11 protein-coding genes and 1 rRNA gene are annotated in these 14,076 nt (G+C 69.4%); 2 read left to right on the forward strand and 10 right to left on the reverse strand.

The features are described 5' to 3' along the window. Window positions 1–87: ribosomal RNA gene (gene rrf / locus CLV30_RS27995) — 5S ribosomal RNA — on the forward strand; the annotation flags it as partial. 80 nt (window positions 88–167) lie between these two features. On the opposite strand, the gene CLV30_RS25555 is transcribed toward rrf, so the two are convergent. From CLV30_RS25555 to arfA, 10 genes are all read right to left on the reverse strand, one after another. After that, on the reverse strand, window positions 168–1,268 hold the full coding sequence (locus tag CLV30_RS25555; RefSeq protein WP_106540084.1) for a glycoside hydrolase family 172 protein: 1,101 nt from the start codon (window positions 1,266–1,268) through the stop codon (window positions 168–170). 28 nt (window positions 1,269–1,296) lie between these two features. Next, window positions 1,297–2,028, reverse strand: a complete 732-nt coding sequence (locus tag CLV30_RS25560) for a carbohydrate ABC transporter permease (RefSeq protein WP_420842023.1) — start codon at window positions 2,026–2,028, stop codon at window positions 1,297–1,299. Between the two features lie 145 nt (window positions 2,029–2,173). After that, the gene (locus CLV30_RS25565; protein WP_106540086.1) at window positions 2,174–3,133 is read right to left on the reverse strand and encodes a carbohydrate ABC transporter permease; all 960 of its coding nucleotides are present in this window, start codon (window positions 3,131–3,133) and stop codon (window positions 2,174–2,176) included. Then, window positions 3,130–4,497 carry an ABC transporter substrate-binding protein gene (locus CLV30_RS25570; protein ID WP_106540087.1) on the reverse strand — a complete coding sequence of 456 codons (1,368 nt, stop codon included), beginning with the start codon at window positions 4,495–4,497 and terminating at the stop codon, window positions 3,130–3,132. Before CLV30_RS25570 ends, CLV30_RS25565 begins: the two co-directional genes overlap by 4 nt. A 77-nt stretch (window positions 4,498–4,574) precedes the next feature. Further along, on the reverse strand, window positions 4,575–5,618 hold the full coding sequence (locus CLV30_RS25575) for a glycoside hydrolase family 43 protein (RefSeq protein ID WP_106540088.1): 1,044 nt from the start codon (window positions 5,616–5,618) through the stop codon (window positions 4,575–4,577). Further along, window positions 5,615–8,008, reverse strand: a complete 2,394-nt coding sequence (locus CLV30_RS25580) for a family 43 glycosylhydrolase (RefSeq protein WP_205741141.1) — start codon at window positions 8,006–8,008, stop codon at window positions 5,615–5,617. The genes CLV30_RS25575 and CLV30_RS25580 overlap by 4 nt, the downstream gene beginning before the upstream one ends. 7 nt (window positions 8,009–8,015) lie before the next feature. Continuing rightward, window positions 8,016–8,909, reverse strand: coding sequence for a carbohydrate ABC transporter permease (locus tag CLV30_RS25585; RefSeq protein ID WP_106540089.1), 894 nt, complete (start codon window positions 8,907–8,909; stop codon window positions 8,016–8,018). Next, window positions 8,897–9,745 carry a carbohydrate ABC transporter permease gene (locus tag CLV30_RS25590; protein ID WP_106540091.1) on the reverse strand — a complete coding sequence of 283 codons (849 nt, stop codon included), beginning with the start codon at window positions 9,743–9,745 and terminating at the stop codon, window positions 8,897–8,899. The genes CLV30_RS25585 and CLV30_RS25590 overlap by 13 nt, the downstream gene beginning before the upstream one ends. A gap of 60 nt (window positions 9,746–9,805) precedes the next feature. Next, window positions 9,806–11,089: an ABC transporter substrate-binding protein gene (locus CLV30_RS25595; RefSeq protein ID WP_106540092.1), complete on the reverse strand. Its 1,284-nt coding sequence runs from the start codon at window positions 11,087–11,089 to the stop codon at window positions 9,806–9,808. A gap of 95 nt (window positions 11,090–11,184) precedes the next feature. Further along, on the reverse strand, window positions 11,185–12,714 hold the full coding sequence (gene arfA / locus CLV30_RS25600) for an arabinosylfuranosidase ArfA (RefSeq protein WP_205741143.1): 1,530 nt from the start codon (window positions 12,712–12,714) through the stop codon (window positions 11,185–11,187). Window positions 12,715–12,918: 204 nt separating this feature from the next. Here arfA and CLV30_RS25605 point away from each other — a divergent pair, with 204 nt between their 5' ends. After that, the gene (locus CLV30_RS25605) at window positions 12,919–13,932 is read left to right on the forward strand and encodes a LacI family DNA-binding transcriptional regulator (protein ID WP_106540094.1); all 1,014 of its coding nucleotides are present in this window, start codon (window positions 12,919–12,921) and stop codon (window positions 13,930–13,932) included. Window positions 13,933–14,076: the final 144 nt, after the last annotated feature.

Raw genomic sequence — 14,076 nt, forward strand, 5'->3', positions numbered from 1 at the left:
GCCTCCATTCCGAACCCGGAAGCTAAGCCCTTCAGCGCCGATGGTACTGCCCTGGAAACGGGGTGGGAGAGTAGGTCACCGCCGGAACACACCTGGAAGAACGGCCCCGCATCCACACGAACGTGGATGCGGGGCCGTTTCGCGTTCGCGTCCCGGTGCCGGCCGGCTCAGTCGACTTCGAGATCGATGAGCCCAGGCGTCGCCGGCCGCTGTGCCGGGGCCGGCGCGTCGAGGTAGAACCAGGCGGTCGAGGCGATGTCGTCGCTGGTGGGCCGGTACCGGTGCGGCAACCCGTTGTGGTGGCCGGGTCCGATGCCGAGACTCTGGACGGTGACCCGGATGTCCTCGGCGAACCGGACCGGGTCCGGCAGGTGCCATCGGTACATGCCGAACCGTTGCTGGCTGGAGTAGAGGCCGTCGGGCCGCAGGATCTGGTTCAGGCCGAGGTAGGGGGTGGTGTAGGCCACGTACCCGACGCCGGTGATGTCGAAGTTCCAGGCGCCGCCGAAGTAGTCCTCGGTGCCGGTGCCGCAGATCGTCGGGAACTCGTCGTCGCCGTCGAGGTAGAACTTGACCTCACCCTCACCCCACCAGCCGGGGTCGTTGACGCCCCAGGCGAGGTAGGTGCCGACGTAGTGCCCGCGGCCCTGCACGCCGTCGAGAATCGTGTGCACGTCACCGCGTGGCACCGGATGGCTGCGTCGCCATTGCGCATGCAGATAGGACGCGTCGTCGTCGACGGAATCGAGCTCGTAGTCGATCTGGTAATAGAGGACGATCTCTTCGGCGGCCAGGTTCTCCAGCGTGATGTGCGCCGAGCGCCGGAACGGCATCGGCCAGTAGGCGTTGAAGCCGCCGTTCGGGTTCGCGGCGACGGGCACCGAGCTGACCTGGCTGAACCTGTTCCAGCCGTTGCAGAAGAAGTCGCCGAGCGGGACCTCGACGGCCGGCTCGTCGGCGCCGTCCCAGTGGATGCGCAGCAGGGTGGCGCGCCAGGCTCGGTGCGGTGCCGTCGTGCACCACACGTGCGTGATGGTGCCGGGGCCGTCGATGTCGCCGAGCACGACGGTCTCGCCGGCCGGGATTTGGATGCTCGGCGAGATCTTCCACCCCTGGCCGAGTCCGGCGGCGGCTCGTGCGCCGGATCCTTCGGTGGCCATGCCGCCCGACCCTTTGGCGCCGGTGACGTTCTCGGCGGAGATCGATCGGCTGACGGCGGAGGTACGGCGGGCGATGCCGGTGAGGCCGCCGGAGAAACTGGTGTTCACGTGGATGAGCTCCTGATCGGGTCGGGGGTTACTTCAGTCCGGAGGTCTTGACGGACTCCACGATCCTGCGTTGGAAGAACGCGAAGACGATGAGGGTCGGAATGGCTGCGACGAGGGCCGCTGCGAGGACGTAGTTCCAGTCGGCGGAGTGCTGATCCTGGAAGCTGGCGATGCCGAGCTGGACGACCTGCAGGTCCTGGTCGGTGGTGGCGACGAGGGGCCACAGGAACGAGTTCCAGTTCGCCAGGAAGAACAGGACGGCCAACGCGGCGAAGATCGAACGGCTCATCGGCAGGATGATCTTCCGGTAGATCATCCAGTACCCGCACCCGTCCAGGATGGCCGCCTCCTCGAGCTCGGCCGGGATGGACAGATAGAACTGGCGCAACAGGAAGATCCCGAAGGCGCTGAAGATGGCCGGGATGATCAGCCCGGCATAGCTGTTCAACAGGCCGAGACGGTGAACCACCAGGAACAGCGGCACCAGCACCACCGGCGCGGTGACCAGGAGTGTCGAGAAGATCGCGATGAAGATCGTGTCCCGGCCGCGGAAGCGCAGCCGTGCCAGGGCGTAGGCGGCCATGGAGTGGAAGAACAGCGCGATCACCGTGACGGTGGCCGAGACGACGAAGCTGTTGAACATGTACCTGGCGAACGGAACCGACGTGAAGACGTAGTCGAAGTTCGACAGCGTCGGATCGTTCGGGATGATGTTCGTGCTCAGGACCTCGTCGGCGCCCTTGAACGAGCTGGTGAACATCCAGAACACGGGGAAGATCGTGACGATGCTGATGATGCCGACGACGGTGAACAGCGCGGTCTTCTTGCGGTGGCTGCGGCGGCGGATCAGCCTGCGGCGCGGCGCGGCGGGCGGTGTGGGCGTGCTGCGGGTGCCGGCGGCGGTGTCAGTCGGCATGGGTGAACCGGCCTCCTCGGGTGAGGGCGAACAGCAGCGCCGACCAGGCCAGCAGGATCAGCACCATGATCGACGCGATGGCCGAGGCGTAACCGAACTCGCCGTACACGAAGGCCTGCTGGTACACGTAGTAGATCACCAGCGTCGTGGAGTTGGCCGGACCGCCGTTGGTGAGGACGACCAGCATCTCCAACCCGCCGGTCATCACGGCGATGGTCGACGTCAGCAGGATGAAGAAGCTCGTCGGTTTGAGCAGTGGCCAGGTGACGTTGCGGAACGTGGCCCACGGCCCGGCGCCGTCGATACTGGCGACCTCGTAGTACTCGCGCGGAATGTCCTGCAGGCCGGCGAGGAAGATGAGCATGTAGTAGCCCATCGAGAACCAGATCGTGATGACCATGACGGTCGCGAGGGCGTAGCTCGGGTCGCCGAGCCATGACGGCGGCGTGATGCCGACCCGTCCCAGAATCTTCGCCACGAAACCGACGTCGTCGGTCAGCAGGAACTTCCAGATCAACGCGATGACGACGAGGCTGATGACGTTCGGCGCGAACAACGCGGTGCGGAACAGGCCCACCAGCGGGAACTGGCTGCGCACCAGCAGGGCGAGCCCGAGCCCGGACACGAACAGCCCGGGGACGAGCACGAACAGGTAGATCAGCGTCCGGCCGAGGCTGGACAGGAAGAGCGGGTCGTTGACCATCCGCTCGAAGTTGGCCGTGCCGACGAACGTGTAGCCGCCGAACCCGTCGACGCTGAAGAACGCGAGCACGATCGACATGAGCATCGGGATGGCGACGAACGTCGTCAGCCCGATCAGGTTCGGCGCGAGGAACAGGTAGGCGGCCCGGCGCTCACGCCGCGCCCGCGTGTTCGGATTGTTCTGCCGGCGCTCACCGTGGCTGGTGCTCGGCGCGGGGGCGTCCGCCGTTCCGATCGTCCCGGTCATAGTGGCGCCCCTTCGTAGGTCTTCAGGTACGCGTCGATGCCCTGGGCGGCGGTCGCGGCCTGCTCCTCCGGTTGCCCGCCGGCCAGCTGGCAGGACTGGATGGCGTCCGAGACGGCCTTGTAGATGACCGGCGGGAACCGTGGTTCACCGATGCCGGTCGGGAAGATGTCGTCCCGGAAGGTCGACATGATCTCGGTGTCGAAGCCGCCGATCTGCTCGGCGTGTTCGAGCGAGGACACGCGCGGCGGGATGTCGGTCTTCGTCTCGACGCACCATTCCGCGACCCGGGCGACGCCGGCGGTGTCGGTGGATCCCAGCGCCCAGGCGCAGAACCGGGCGGCGGCGTCCGGGTTCGCGCCGTCGGCGTTGGCGGCGAACGCCCAGCCGCCGAGCGCGGTCGCCTGCTCGCCGCCTGGCGGCGTCGGCAGCGGGAACGCGCCGTAGTCGAACTCCGGGGCCCGGCGCCGGAAGTCGGAGATGGACCAGATGCCGCTCTGCCAGATCGACGCGTAGCCCTCGACGAACGAGGTGACGATGTCGTCGCCGGCCGGCTCGACGCGTGGCGTGAGTCCGCGCTCGACGGCCGTCTGCCACAGCCGGAGCGCCTCGATGGCCGCGTCGTTGTCGAACGCGCTGCTCGTGCCGTCGTCGGAGAGGACGCTGCCGCCGCCCTGCCACATCCACGGGTACCAGACGAAGTTCTGGTAGTAGCCCTGCGTGGACGGCACGACCAGGCCGCCCTGGCCGGAGGCGATCAGCCGGTCGGCGATGCCGAGCATGTCGTCCCAGGTGGTGGGGAGGTCGCCTTCGGCCAGGCCGGCCTGCTCGAACGCGGGGCGGCTGTAGTACAGCGCGAGCGGTTCGATCTCCATGGGCAGCGCGAAGATCTGGTCGCCGACGACCCGGCTGGCCATGTTGTCGGGGAAGAAGTCGTCGATGGCCTGCTGCTCCAGGTACGGAGCGAGGTCGACGAGGACGTCACCGTTGATGTAACGGATGATGTCGCCGGGGCTGATGAGGAAGATGTCCGGCCCGGTGCCGGCGGCGAACGCGGTGGCGAGTTTCTCGCTGCCGAGCATCGGGGCGAAGACGAGCTCGATCTGCTCGGGGTTCTCCGCGTTCCACTGGTCCACGGTGGCCTGCATCCACTCCGCCCTGGCCACGACCGACGGGTCCTCGCTCGGGGCGGGCGCGTAGAAGTTCCAGAACTGCAACGTGTCGCGCTCTGACGTACCGACGATGTCACCGCATCCGGTGAGTGGCGCTGCGGCGGCCGTGGCGGCGGCTGCGGCGGACCCGCCGAGGAAACGCCGGCGGCTGAGGGTCCGCAACGGCCCGGGGGCGCTGGAGCTGGGTGGCGGCATGGGCACTCACTCCTGAGCAATCGATTTCTCAGTTGCGCAGACGTTAAGCCCGCGCGGTCACGGAGTCAAGACCCCGGTCAGGGAGAGGTGGCGACCTCGGCGTGCGGGCCCTCGACCACCGGACGGGTACCGTCCCAGGTCAGTTCGGACATCCACATCGTGCGCCCGGGCACGGCGGAGCCGACGGCGTCGGGTGGCCACGCGTGGTAGACCATCCAGGTCCGGCCGTCCTTCTCGACGAGCATGCAGTGCCCTGGCCCGGCGGCGTCGTCGCTGGTGGTCAGGATCGGCTCGTCCGACGGCTTGGTGCACGGTCCCAATGGCCCGTCACACACCGCGTAGCCCACGGCGTACGATGCGGACGCGTAGTCGTTGGCGGAGTAGAACAGGTAGTACGTGCCGTCGCGCAGCCACAGGAACGGCGCCTCGACCAGATGTCCCTCCCACGCCTGGTCCTGGCGCATCAGCCGCGCCGGCTCGCCGGCGAGCTCCAGACCGTCCGGCGTCAGCCGCTGGGCGTAGATCCAGGTGTCCACGCCGACGGCATTGCCGTCGTTCTTCCACAGCAGGTAACGAGTGCCGTCGGTGTCGGTGAACGGGCTCGCGTCGATGGACCCGCCCTCGTCGGCCTGGCAGATCAGCGGTGTCTCGGACTCGTCGACAAACGGACCCGCGGGCGACGACGCCACCGCCCGGCCGATGCACTGCCGTCCGGAACGCGTGCTCAGCGCGGTGTAGTAGACGACGTAGCGGTCCGCGGCGTGCACGGCGACCTCGGGCGCCCACGTCCGGCCGGCGGTGACCCACGGCGCCAGCACCGGCATCGCGTCGCCGACCGGCTCCCACTGCACCAGATCGGACGAGCGCAGCGCCGGCATGTGGCCCAGCGCGGAGTTCGTGGCGAAGGCGAACCACGAACCGTGCGCCCGGATGACGGCCGGATCGGGAAAGTCGCGGTCGTAGACCGGGTTGGTGAATGCTGCGGAAGACATCGTGGTCGGCTCCGAGGTCGTGTCGGCTGCGGGTGTCGCTTCGGGATCGGGTTCGTCGGCGACCGGCCCGGAGCAGCCGCCGAGTGCCAGGACGGCGACGGCTGCTCCGGCGGTGAGAGACCGGGTCATTCGCGTGCGTGGATGCGCAGGTAGTCGAACGTCGCGACGGTGGCAGGCTGCGCTCCGCCTCCGGCGTAGAGACCCAGCCGTGGCTCGGTGCCGGCGGGCAGGGTCCAGGTGGCTCCCCACCGCCAGGTGTCGCCGTCGCGCGAGGTCGCCGAGCGGTACCGGTGCTCGCCGGTGGCCGGGTCGACCGTGTGCGACAGGCGCAGCCACATCGTCTCGGCGACCGGCCCGCCGAGGTGACCGCCCCAGCGCAGGGTGCCGTTCTCGTCGATCTCCTTGCCGAACTCGACCTGTCGGGTCCCCCAGATCGCGACGTCGCCGAGCCGCAGGAAGTGGTCGTCGTTCACGTGGACGATCATGCCGGCCTGCTGGTAGTTGCGCACGGTGTCGGTGCCGAGGTCGAGGTGCAGCTTGGTCTCGGCGATCCAGTCGCCCTCGGGTGGCGTCCGCAGCAGCAGCGCGCCGGTGTTGCCCGCGCCGACGAGATCGTCCGAGGTCAGCGGCCAGTTCAGACCGCCGTCGCGGACCTCGACCGCGCCGTCGCGGCGGCCCCAGTTCCACCCGTCGGCGAGGCCACCGTCGAACTCGTCCGCGAACAGCTCGCCCGCGGCCGCGGGCTCGGGCACCCGCTCGGTCACCGGAGTGTGCGCCTCGACGACCGTGAGGTTGTCCACCTGCGCCTCGCCTCCTCGGGCGACCAGCCGTACCGGTCGCGGCCTGCTGGCGCCGTGCGGCAGGTCCAGCGACACCTCGGCGTCCACGTCGCCGAGCCTGCTCTCGGCCAGCCGGGCGTGCAGCCTGCCGTCGCGGACCTCCACGGCCAGCGACGTCCACACCGACGGGTCGAACCGATCGGGCAGCGTGGCGGTGTCGCCGGTGACGTCGCGGCCGAGGCGGTGCTCGACGCTCAGCCGGCCCGCCTGTGGGTCGACGGTCACGTCGATGACGTTGCGTCCCGCTCCGGCCAGCTCGACGGTGAACGCGCCGTCGCCGCGGACGTCAGCCTCGACCCGGACGTCCGCGGGCGCCGCGCCGGTCGTGGCCGCCGCGGCCGTGCCCGAGGCGTCGGGCACCAGCCGGGCCAGGTCACCGGAGTCGCCGGTGGTGTCGGTGCCGGCGGTCCACTGACCCGACACCGCCCGCAGCGCGTCGCCCGAGGCCGGGTCGGCGCTGTCGATGCTCAGCTCGCTCTGCGTGACGGGCGCGGGCTGCGGCGTGTCGCTCGGCCCCGCCCCGGCACGTGCGACCGGCCAGCCGGGACCGTCGCCACCCTTCGATATCCAGTCCAGCCGGTCCACCAGCGCCGGGCGCTCGTTGACACCGCCGGGCTGGTCGAGCCACGCGTCGCCGCGGTCGATGCCGTGGTAGAAGATGTAGTCCTGCCCGGAGACGTCCGTGGCGATCGAGTGGTGTCCGACGCCGATCCAGCGGTTGCCGTTCTGGGCCAGCACCTGGGTGCCGCCGACCCTGGAGTCCGTCATCGGCACGCCCTCGTGGTCGACGAACGGGCCGCGCGGCGACGTCGAGCGTCCGGCGTAGACGCTGTAGCCGGTCACCGGCCCCGCGCAGCAGTTGGCCGACGACGCGGTCAGGTAGTAGTAGCCGCCGCGCTTGACGACGAACGCGCCCTCGTAGCGGTCGCTGTGCGCCACCTGGGTCGGCTCGCCGACGGCGCGGGTGCCGGTCTCGTCCAGCTCGGTGACCCAGATACCGCCGTGGAAGCCGCCGAAGTACAGGTAGCGCTTGCCGTCGTCGTCGGCGAGCAGTGCCGGATCGATGGTGTTGAGGTAGTTGCCGTTGCCGTCGGGGCGCGGCTCGACGACGGCGCCGCCGGAGTCGGTCCACGGCCCGGCCGGGGTGGGCGCCGTCGCCACCCCGATGGCGTAGTTCCACGCGCCGGGGTCGGCCACGGTGTCGGTGACCGTGTAGTAGAGCATGTACTGCCCGTCGACGTAGCGGATGTCCGGCGCCCAGAAGAACGAGCCGGACGTGGCCCAGTCCGGGCGTGCTCCTGGTCGCGCTCGGTCCCTCGCTCGTTCCTCGCTCGGGCGCCTCGCCGCTCCGTCCTCCTCGTCGAAGATCGTGCCCAGGTACTCCCACTCGTCGAAGTCGCGGGTCCGGGCGACGTGCATGAGCCCGAACTCACTGGGGGCCTCGGTCAGCGGGTCGCTGGTCGCGTACATGTACCAGTAGCCGTCCTTGCCGCGGATGACGGCCGGGTCGGCGTAGGTGTCGGAGAACGGTGACGAGATCGGGTTCTGCGTGCTGACGCCTGACGGTGACGGGCCGCCGGCGTCCTCGGAGGCCGACTCGGCTGCCGGGACGCCCGAGAGCAGCAGGGCGAGACCGGCGGCCGCGCCGGACAACGAGCGGGTGAGCCTGGTGTGGAACACGGGGGGATCATCCTTTCAGGCCGCTGCGCGACACGCCTTCGATGACGTAGCGCTGGGTGAACAGGAACAGGACCAGCACGGGGACGCTGGCGACGAACGCGCCGGCCATGATGACCGGGTAGTCCGTCGTGTACGCGCCCTGGAGCAGCCGCAGGCCGGCCGGCAGCGTCAGCCGTTCCGGGCTGAACAGCACGTAGATCGGCCAGATGAAGTCGTTCCAGTTGGTCAGGAACGACAGCACCGCCAGCGTGGCGAGCGCGGGCTTGGAGTTCGGCAGCACCACACGGGTGAAGATCTGCCACTGGTTGGCGCCGTCGATCAGCGCCGCCTCCTCGAGCTCACCGGGAAGCATCGCGAAGAACTGCCGGAGGAAGAACACGCCGAACGCACCCGCGGCACCTGGCACGACCAGGGCCCAGATGGTGTCCAGCCAGCCGAGCTTGTCGATGATGATGTAGTTCGGCAGCAGGAACACGAAGCCGGGCACGAACAGCGTGGAGACGATCACCACGAAGAACAGCCCGCGCAGCTTGAACTGCAGCCGGGCCAGCGCGTACGCCGCCGGCGACGCGACGGCCAGCACCAGCAGCATGTGCAGGGTGGCGGCCAGCAGGCTGTTCAGGAACCAGCGCAGCACCGGGTACGAGCCGTCCAGCCGCATCAGCCCGTCGTAGGCGGCGCCCGTCGGGTCTTCCGGCAGGATGGTGGGCGGGACGGAGGTCGCCTCCGGGTTCGTCTTGATCGAGGTCAGGAGCATCCACACGATCGGGCCGACGAACACGAGCGTCAGGACCAGCAGGAACGTCCAGAAGACGGCAGAGCGCACGAGCGAACGCGGTGGCCGTCCGGCGGCCGGCGCGGGCGTCGGCGCTTCCTGCTCGGGCCGGGTCAGGACCGCCATCGGGGCCTCCTCTTCTCCCGCATGGCGAGCACGTTGATGATCGAGATGATGCCGAGGAAGACGGCGAGCAGGTACGACATCGCGGCGGCGTTGCCCATCCGGAACGCGCCCAGCCCTTCCTGCAGGAACACCATCAGTGCGGTGCGGGTGGAGTCACCCGGACCGCCGCCGGTGACCAGGTCCGACTGGCCGAACATGTTCGCCGACGCCAGCACCGTGATCGTCACGACGAAGATCATGACGGTGCGCAGCCCGGGAAGCGTGACGTGCCGGAACTGCTGCCACCCGGACGCGCCGTCGACCTTGGCCGCGTCGTAGAGCTCGGACGGTATGTCCTGCAGCCCGGCGAGGTAGATGATCGTGTTGAATCCGAGCGTCCACCACACCGTCATCAGCACCAGGCTGATCCACGCCCACGGTTGCGCGGTGATCCACGGGATCGACCAGCCGGTCAGCCCGTTCACGATGCCGATGTTCGGGTCGAGGATGAACCGGAATAGCAGTCCGACGACGGCCACGCCGAGCACGTACGGCATGAAGAACACCGCGCGGAAGAACGTCCTCCCGGCGAACCGGCGGTTCAGCAGCACGGCCAGCCCCAGCGGGACCGACACCAGCAGTGGGACACTCGCCACCGTGAAGATCCCGGTGGCGCGCATGCCGTTCCAGAACATCTCGAACGTCGCCGACGCGGGGTCGAACAGGTCGAGGTAGTTCTGCAGACCGACGAACGGCCTGTTCTCCAGCATGAAGTCCCAGTCGTGCAGGCTCATCCACAGCCCGAGACCGGCCGGGACGGCCACGAACGTGACGAAGATGACCAGGAACGGCGCCATGAACAGGTACGGCGTCCACGGCGCGTAGCGGCGGATCTTCGCATGACTCGAGGCCACGGCTCACCCGCCGTACTTCTTGCGGTTCTCTTCCAGCTTCTTGTTGGCCCGGTCCGCGGCCTCGGACAGGGCGGCGGCCGGTTCCTTGGTCATCAGCACGGCCTCGTTCAGCGCCTGGTCGAAGTCGGCGAAAGCGTCACCGATGCCCGGAACGGACGGCGGGAAACGCAGGTAGTCGACCTGCTCGGCGAGCGCGGACTGCTCCGGAAGCTTCTGGAACTCCGGCGACTCACGGACCGACGTGCGGGCCGGGACCTGGCCGCCCTTCGCCCACGCCAGCGACTGCTGGCTGATCCAGTTGATGAACACCCGCGAGGCCTTCAGCCGGTTCTCGTCCGGTGTGCGCTGCTTGGCCAGGACGAAGTTGTGCGAGCCGGCCCATGCGGCCTTCTGGCCGCCGATGTTCGGCAGCGGCGCCACGCCCCAGTCGAGGTCGGGCACCTCCTTGAGGGTGTTGATGTTCCAGATGCCGTTCCAGTTGAACGCCGCCTTGCCATTCTGCAGCGCGATCGCGTCGGCGTCCTGGCCGACGTCGGTGGGGCTGTAGCCGGCCTTGATCGCGTCGACCATCCAGGTCAGCGCCTCGACGCCGGGGTCCTCGTGCCAGACGACCTCGGTGCCGTCGTCGTTGAACAGGCCGCCGCCGAACTGCCAGATCAGCGACTGCAGCGTCTGACTGCCGGTGAACGGGTGCGGCGACATCCAGTGCCCCTTGACGCCCGCGGACTTGAGCTGCTCCAGAGCGGACTCGTAGGAGTCGCGGTCCATCGGCGGGTTCTCCGGATCGAGGCCGGCGGAGGCCATCACCGTCTTGTTGTAGAAGAAGCCGAGCGGATGCATGTCCAGCGGGATCCCGAAGCGCTGGCCGTCGTACTCGCCGGCCTTCCAGACGACGTCGGCGAAGTCGGCCGCCTTGAGCTCCAGCGCGGCCGCGACGTCGTCGAGGGGGACGATGACGTTGCGGGCGGCGCTGGTCGGCAGCGAGTCGACGTGCATGATGCCGACGTCCGGGCCGTTGCCGGACGAGACCGCGGTGGGCACCTTGTTGTAGTAGTCCGCCCACTCCATGACCGTCATCTTCACGGTGATGTTCGGGTGCTCGGAGTTGAACGTGTCGACGAGGTCCTGCATGACCGGGCCGTCGCCGCCGGTGAAGCCGTTCCAGAACGCCAGTTCGACGCTCGGGCCCTCGTATCCGGTGGCGCCGCCGCCACCGGGCTCGGGCTGGGAGCCGGGGGCGTTCGATCCGCCGCCGCAGCCGCCGAGCAGGGTCCCGGCGCCGAGCATGCCGGTGGCGGTGAGGAAGCGCCGCCTGGTCAGTGGTGTGTGCGGGGTGTGCTCTCGTGTGCTCACAGCTGCTCCTTCACGATGGTGGGGCCGGCTCACGCGCCGGACGTGCGGCCCAGCCGGATGATGTTCCACGACTCGGGTGAGAGCGTCGCCGTCAGCCGGCCGTCGGTGAGGTCGGTGCCGGTGACGGGACGGGGGACGACACGGTCCGGCCGGTCCGGGGTGTTGGTGGCCGACGGGTCGTCGTCGGTGATCGCGAGGTGGTCGACGAGGCGCATCGGGGCGGGTCCGTGGCCGAACGCACGGAGCGGCACGGACAGCCGGGCGGGGGTGTCGCGGTCACGGTTCACGGCCAGCACCACGAGCTCGTCGGTCTCGGGGTCGTGCACGGCGGTGACCCGGGTGGCGGGGACGTCGCCGTGCTCGCCGGTGCTGAGCTGCGGCCCGCGCTGCTCGGTGCGCAGCACCGTGCCTCGTGCGTGCCTCGAGGTCAGCGCGAACGGGTGGAAGGTGCTCTGCCGCCAGGCCGGCCCGCCGGGCTCGGTGCGGATCGGCGCGATGACGTTGGCGAGCTGGGCCTGGCAGGCGATGGCGACCCGGTCGCAGTTGTCCAGCAGCGCCATCAGCAGGTCGCCGACGACGACCGCGTCGGTGACGCTGTACGTGTCCTCGATCAGCGGACCGCCCTCACGCACGTCCAGTCCCGCCTCGCCGGGGAACCGGGACTGGTACCAGACGTTCCACTCGTCGAACGAGATCGTCATCCTCTTGCGGCTGCGCTTCACCGCGGCCACGTGGTCGGCGGTGGCGGTGACGGCGCCGATGGCGCGCCGCATCGCTTCCGACGAGGTCAGGAAGCTGTCCATGTCGCCGTCGACGGGCTGGTAGTACTCGTGCAGCGACACGTGGTCGACGAGGTCGTAGGTGTTCTCCAGCACGATGCGTTCCCACGTGCCGAACGTCGGCATGTTCCCGTTCGAGCTGCCGCACACGACGAGCTCGACGCCGGGATCGGCGCGGCGCATCGCGCGGGCCGTCTCGGCCGCCAGCCGGCCGTACTCCTCGGCGGTCTTGTGCCCCATCTGCCAGGGACCGTCCATCTCGTTGCCGAGACACCAGGTGCCGATGGCGTGCGGATCCTTGTGCCCGTGCGCGACCCGCTGGTCGGCCAGCGCCGTCGTGCCGGGGGCGTAGTTGCAGTACTCGAGCAGGTCGACGGCCGAGCGCACGCCGCGGGTGCCGAGGTTGACGGCCATGATCGGGTCGATGCCGAGCCCACGCGCCCAGCGGCAGAACTCGTCGACGCCGACGGTGTTCGGCTCGATGGACCGCCAAGCCAGGTCGAGACGCCGGGGACGGGCGTCGACCGGGCCGACGCCGTCCTCCCAGCGGTAGCCGGACACGAAGTTGCCCCCGGGGTAGCGCACGGTCGTGACACCGAGCTCACGCACGAGATCGGCCACGTCCTGCCGGAAACCGTGCTCGTCGGCCGTGGGGTGGTCCGGCTCGAAGATGCCGCCGTAGACACACCGTCCCATGTGCTCCACGAACGTTCCGAACAGGCGGTCGTCCACCGTCCCCACGGTGAACGCCGGGTCGAGATCGACTTCGACGTCGTACACGTGCACCTCGCTCGATGTTTTACAACGGATAACCGTGCGGACTGTTTTACAACGGATAACCTTGGATGTGAAGGGTTCGTCGCCGGTCCGTTTTCACCGGCGGCGCGTGGCTGGTCGTACAGCGGCGGCATCCGCCGGCCGGGCGCGAGGCGGGCCTAGACTGGCGACGGCGGCGTGCGAGCGACGCGGACGAGAGGGGCAGTGGTGGGCGCCCGGTTGAAGGATGTGGCCGACCGCGCGGGCGTGTCGTTCAAGACGGTGTCGAACGTCATCAACGACCATCCCAACGTCACCGAGAAGACCCGTGCCAAGGTCCTCAAGGCGGTCGAGGAGCTGCGCTACCGGCCGAACATGACCGCGCGCAGCCTGCGGCACGGGCGTTCCGGGTTCCTGGCGATCGCGCTGCCGGAGCTCATGTCGCCGTACTTCGCTTCGCTCGCGTCCGCGATCGGAGCGGTGGCCAAGCGGCAGGGGCTGATCGTGCTGATCGAGGAGACGTTCGGTGAGCCGGAACGCGAGCAGATCGTGCTCGAGGGTCTCGACTCGCACCTGATCGACGGCGTGATCTTCAGCCCGATGGCCACTCCCGCGCGTGACGTGGCCGCCCGGCTGGACGCCACCCCGATGGTGCTGCTGGGCGAGCGCGGGCATCCGGCCGGCTACGACCACATCGCCATCGACAACGTGCGCGCCGCCCGCGAGGTCACCGAGCATCTGCTCGGGCTGGGCAGACGGCGGATCGCCGCGGTGGGCGCCGAGCGCGGCGCCGGGACCGGCGGGCTCCGCGCGCGCGGCTATCGCCGGGCGCTGCAGGACGCTGGTGTGGAGGTGGACCCGTCGATCGTGGTGTCGCGGGTGCGCTACGACCGCGCGAGCGGCGCCAGGGCGATGACCGGGCTGCTGGACCGGGGCAGCGGCGTCGACGCGGTGTTCTGCTTCAACGACGCGATGGCGCTGGGCGCGCTGCGGGTGCTGCGCGAGCGCGGCTACCGGGTGCCCGACGACGTCGCCGTCGCCGGGTTCGACGACATCGAGGACGGACGGTACTCGTCACCGTCGCTGACCACCGTCGCGCCGGACGTGCCGTTCATCGCCGAGGAAGCGGTCCGGCTGGTGCTGCGCCGCCTGGCCGAGCCCGACGCCCCGGCCGAGCGCATCGAGGTCCCGTTCGAACTGCGCACCCGCGAGAGCACCACCGGCCCTCGTGAAGTGGCGTGAATGACCACGTTCACCATGGAATTCCATGCGTCACCACCCTTACAGCCCTGGCGGTGTCCATCGGTGTAAGCAACGGTCATGCTGCTGCCGGGTTGGCGAGCAGTTCGTCCAGCGCTTGGGCTGGGGTTTTCAGGTCGAGTGTAG

The sequence above is a fragment of the Haloactinopolyspora alba genome (genome assembly GCF_003014555.1).
GTDB lineage: Bacteria > Actinomycetota > Actinomycetes > Jiangellales > Jiangellaceae > Haloactinopolyspora > Haloactinopolyspora alba.

What these genes read in the sequence shown, in the direction of transcription:
- CLV30_RS25595 (WP_106540092.1), bottom strand. Translation starts at nt 11,089, where the DNA reads ATGCTCGGCGCCGGGACCCTGCTCGGCGGCTGCGGCGGCGGATCGAAC.
- CLV30_RS25560 (WP_420842023.1), bottom strand. Translation starts at nt 2,028, where the DNA reads ATGTTCACCAGCTCGTTCAAGGGCGCCGACGAGGTCCTGAGCACGAAC.
- CLV30_RS25570 (WP_106540087.1), bottom strand. Translation starts at nt 4,497, where the DNA reads ATGCCGCCACCCAGCTCCAGCGCCCCCGGGCCGTTGCGGACCCTCAGC.
- CLV30_RS25575 (WP_106540088.1), bottom strand. Translation starts at nt 5,618, where the DNA reads ATGACCCGGTCTCTCACCGCCGGAGCAGCCGTCGCCGTCCTGGCACTC.
- CLV30_RS25590 (WP_106540091.1), bottom strand. Translation starts at nt 9,745, where the DNA reads ATGGCGCCGTTCCTGGTCATCTTCGTCACGTTCGTGGCCGTCCCGGCC.
- CLV30_RS25585 (WP_106540089.1), bottom strand. Translation starts at nt 8,909, where the DNA reads ATGGCGGTCCTGACCCGGCCCGAGCAGGAAGCGCCGACGCCCGCGCCG.
- CLV30_RS25565 (WP_106540086.1), bottom strand. Translation starts at nt 3,133, where the DNA reads ATGACCGGGACGATCGGAACGGCGGACGCCCCCGCGCCGAGCACCAGC.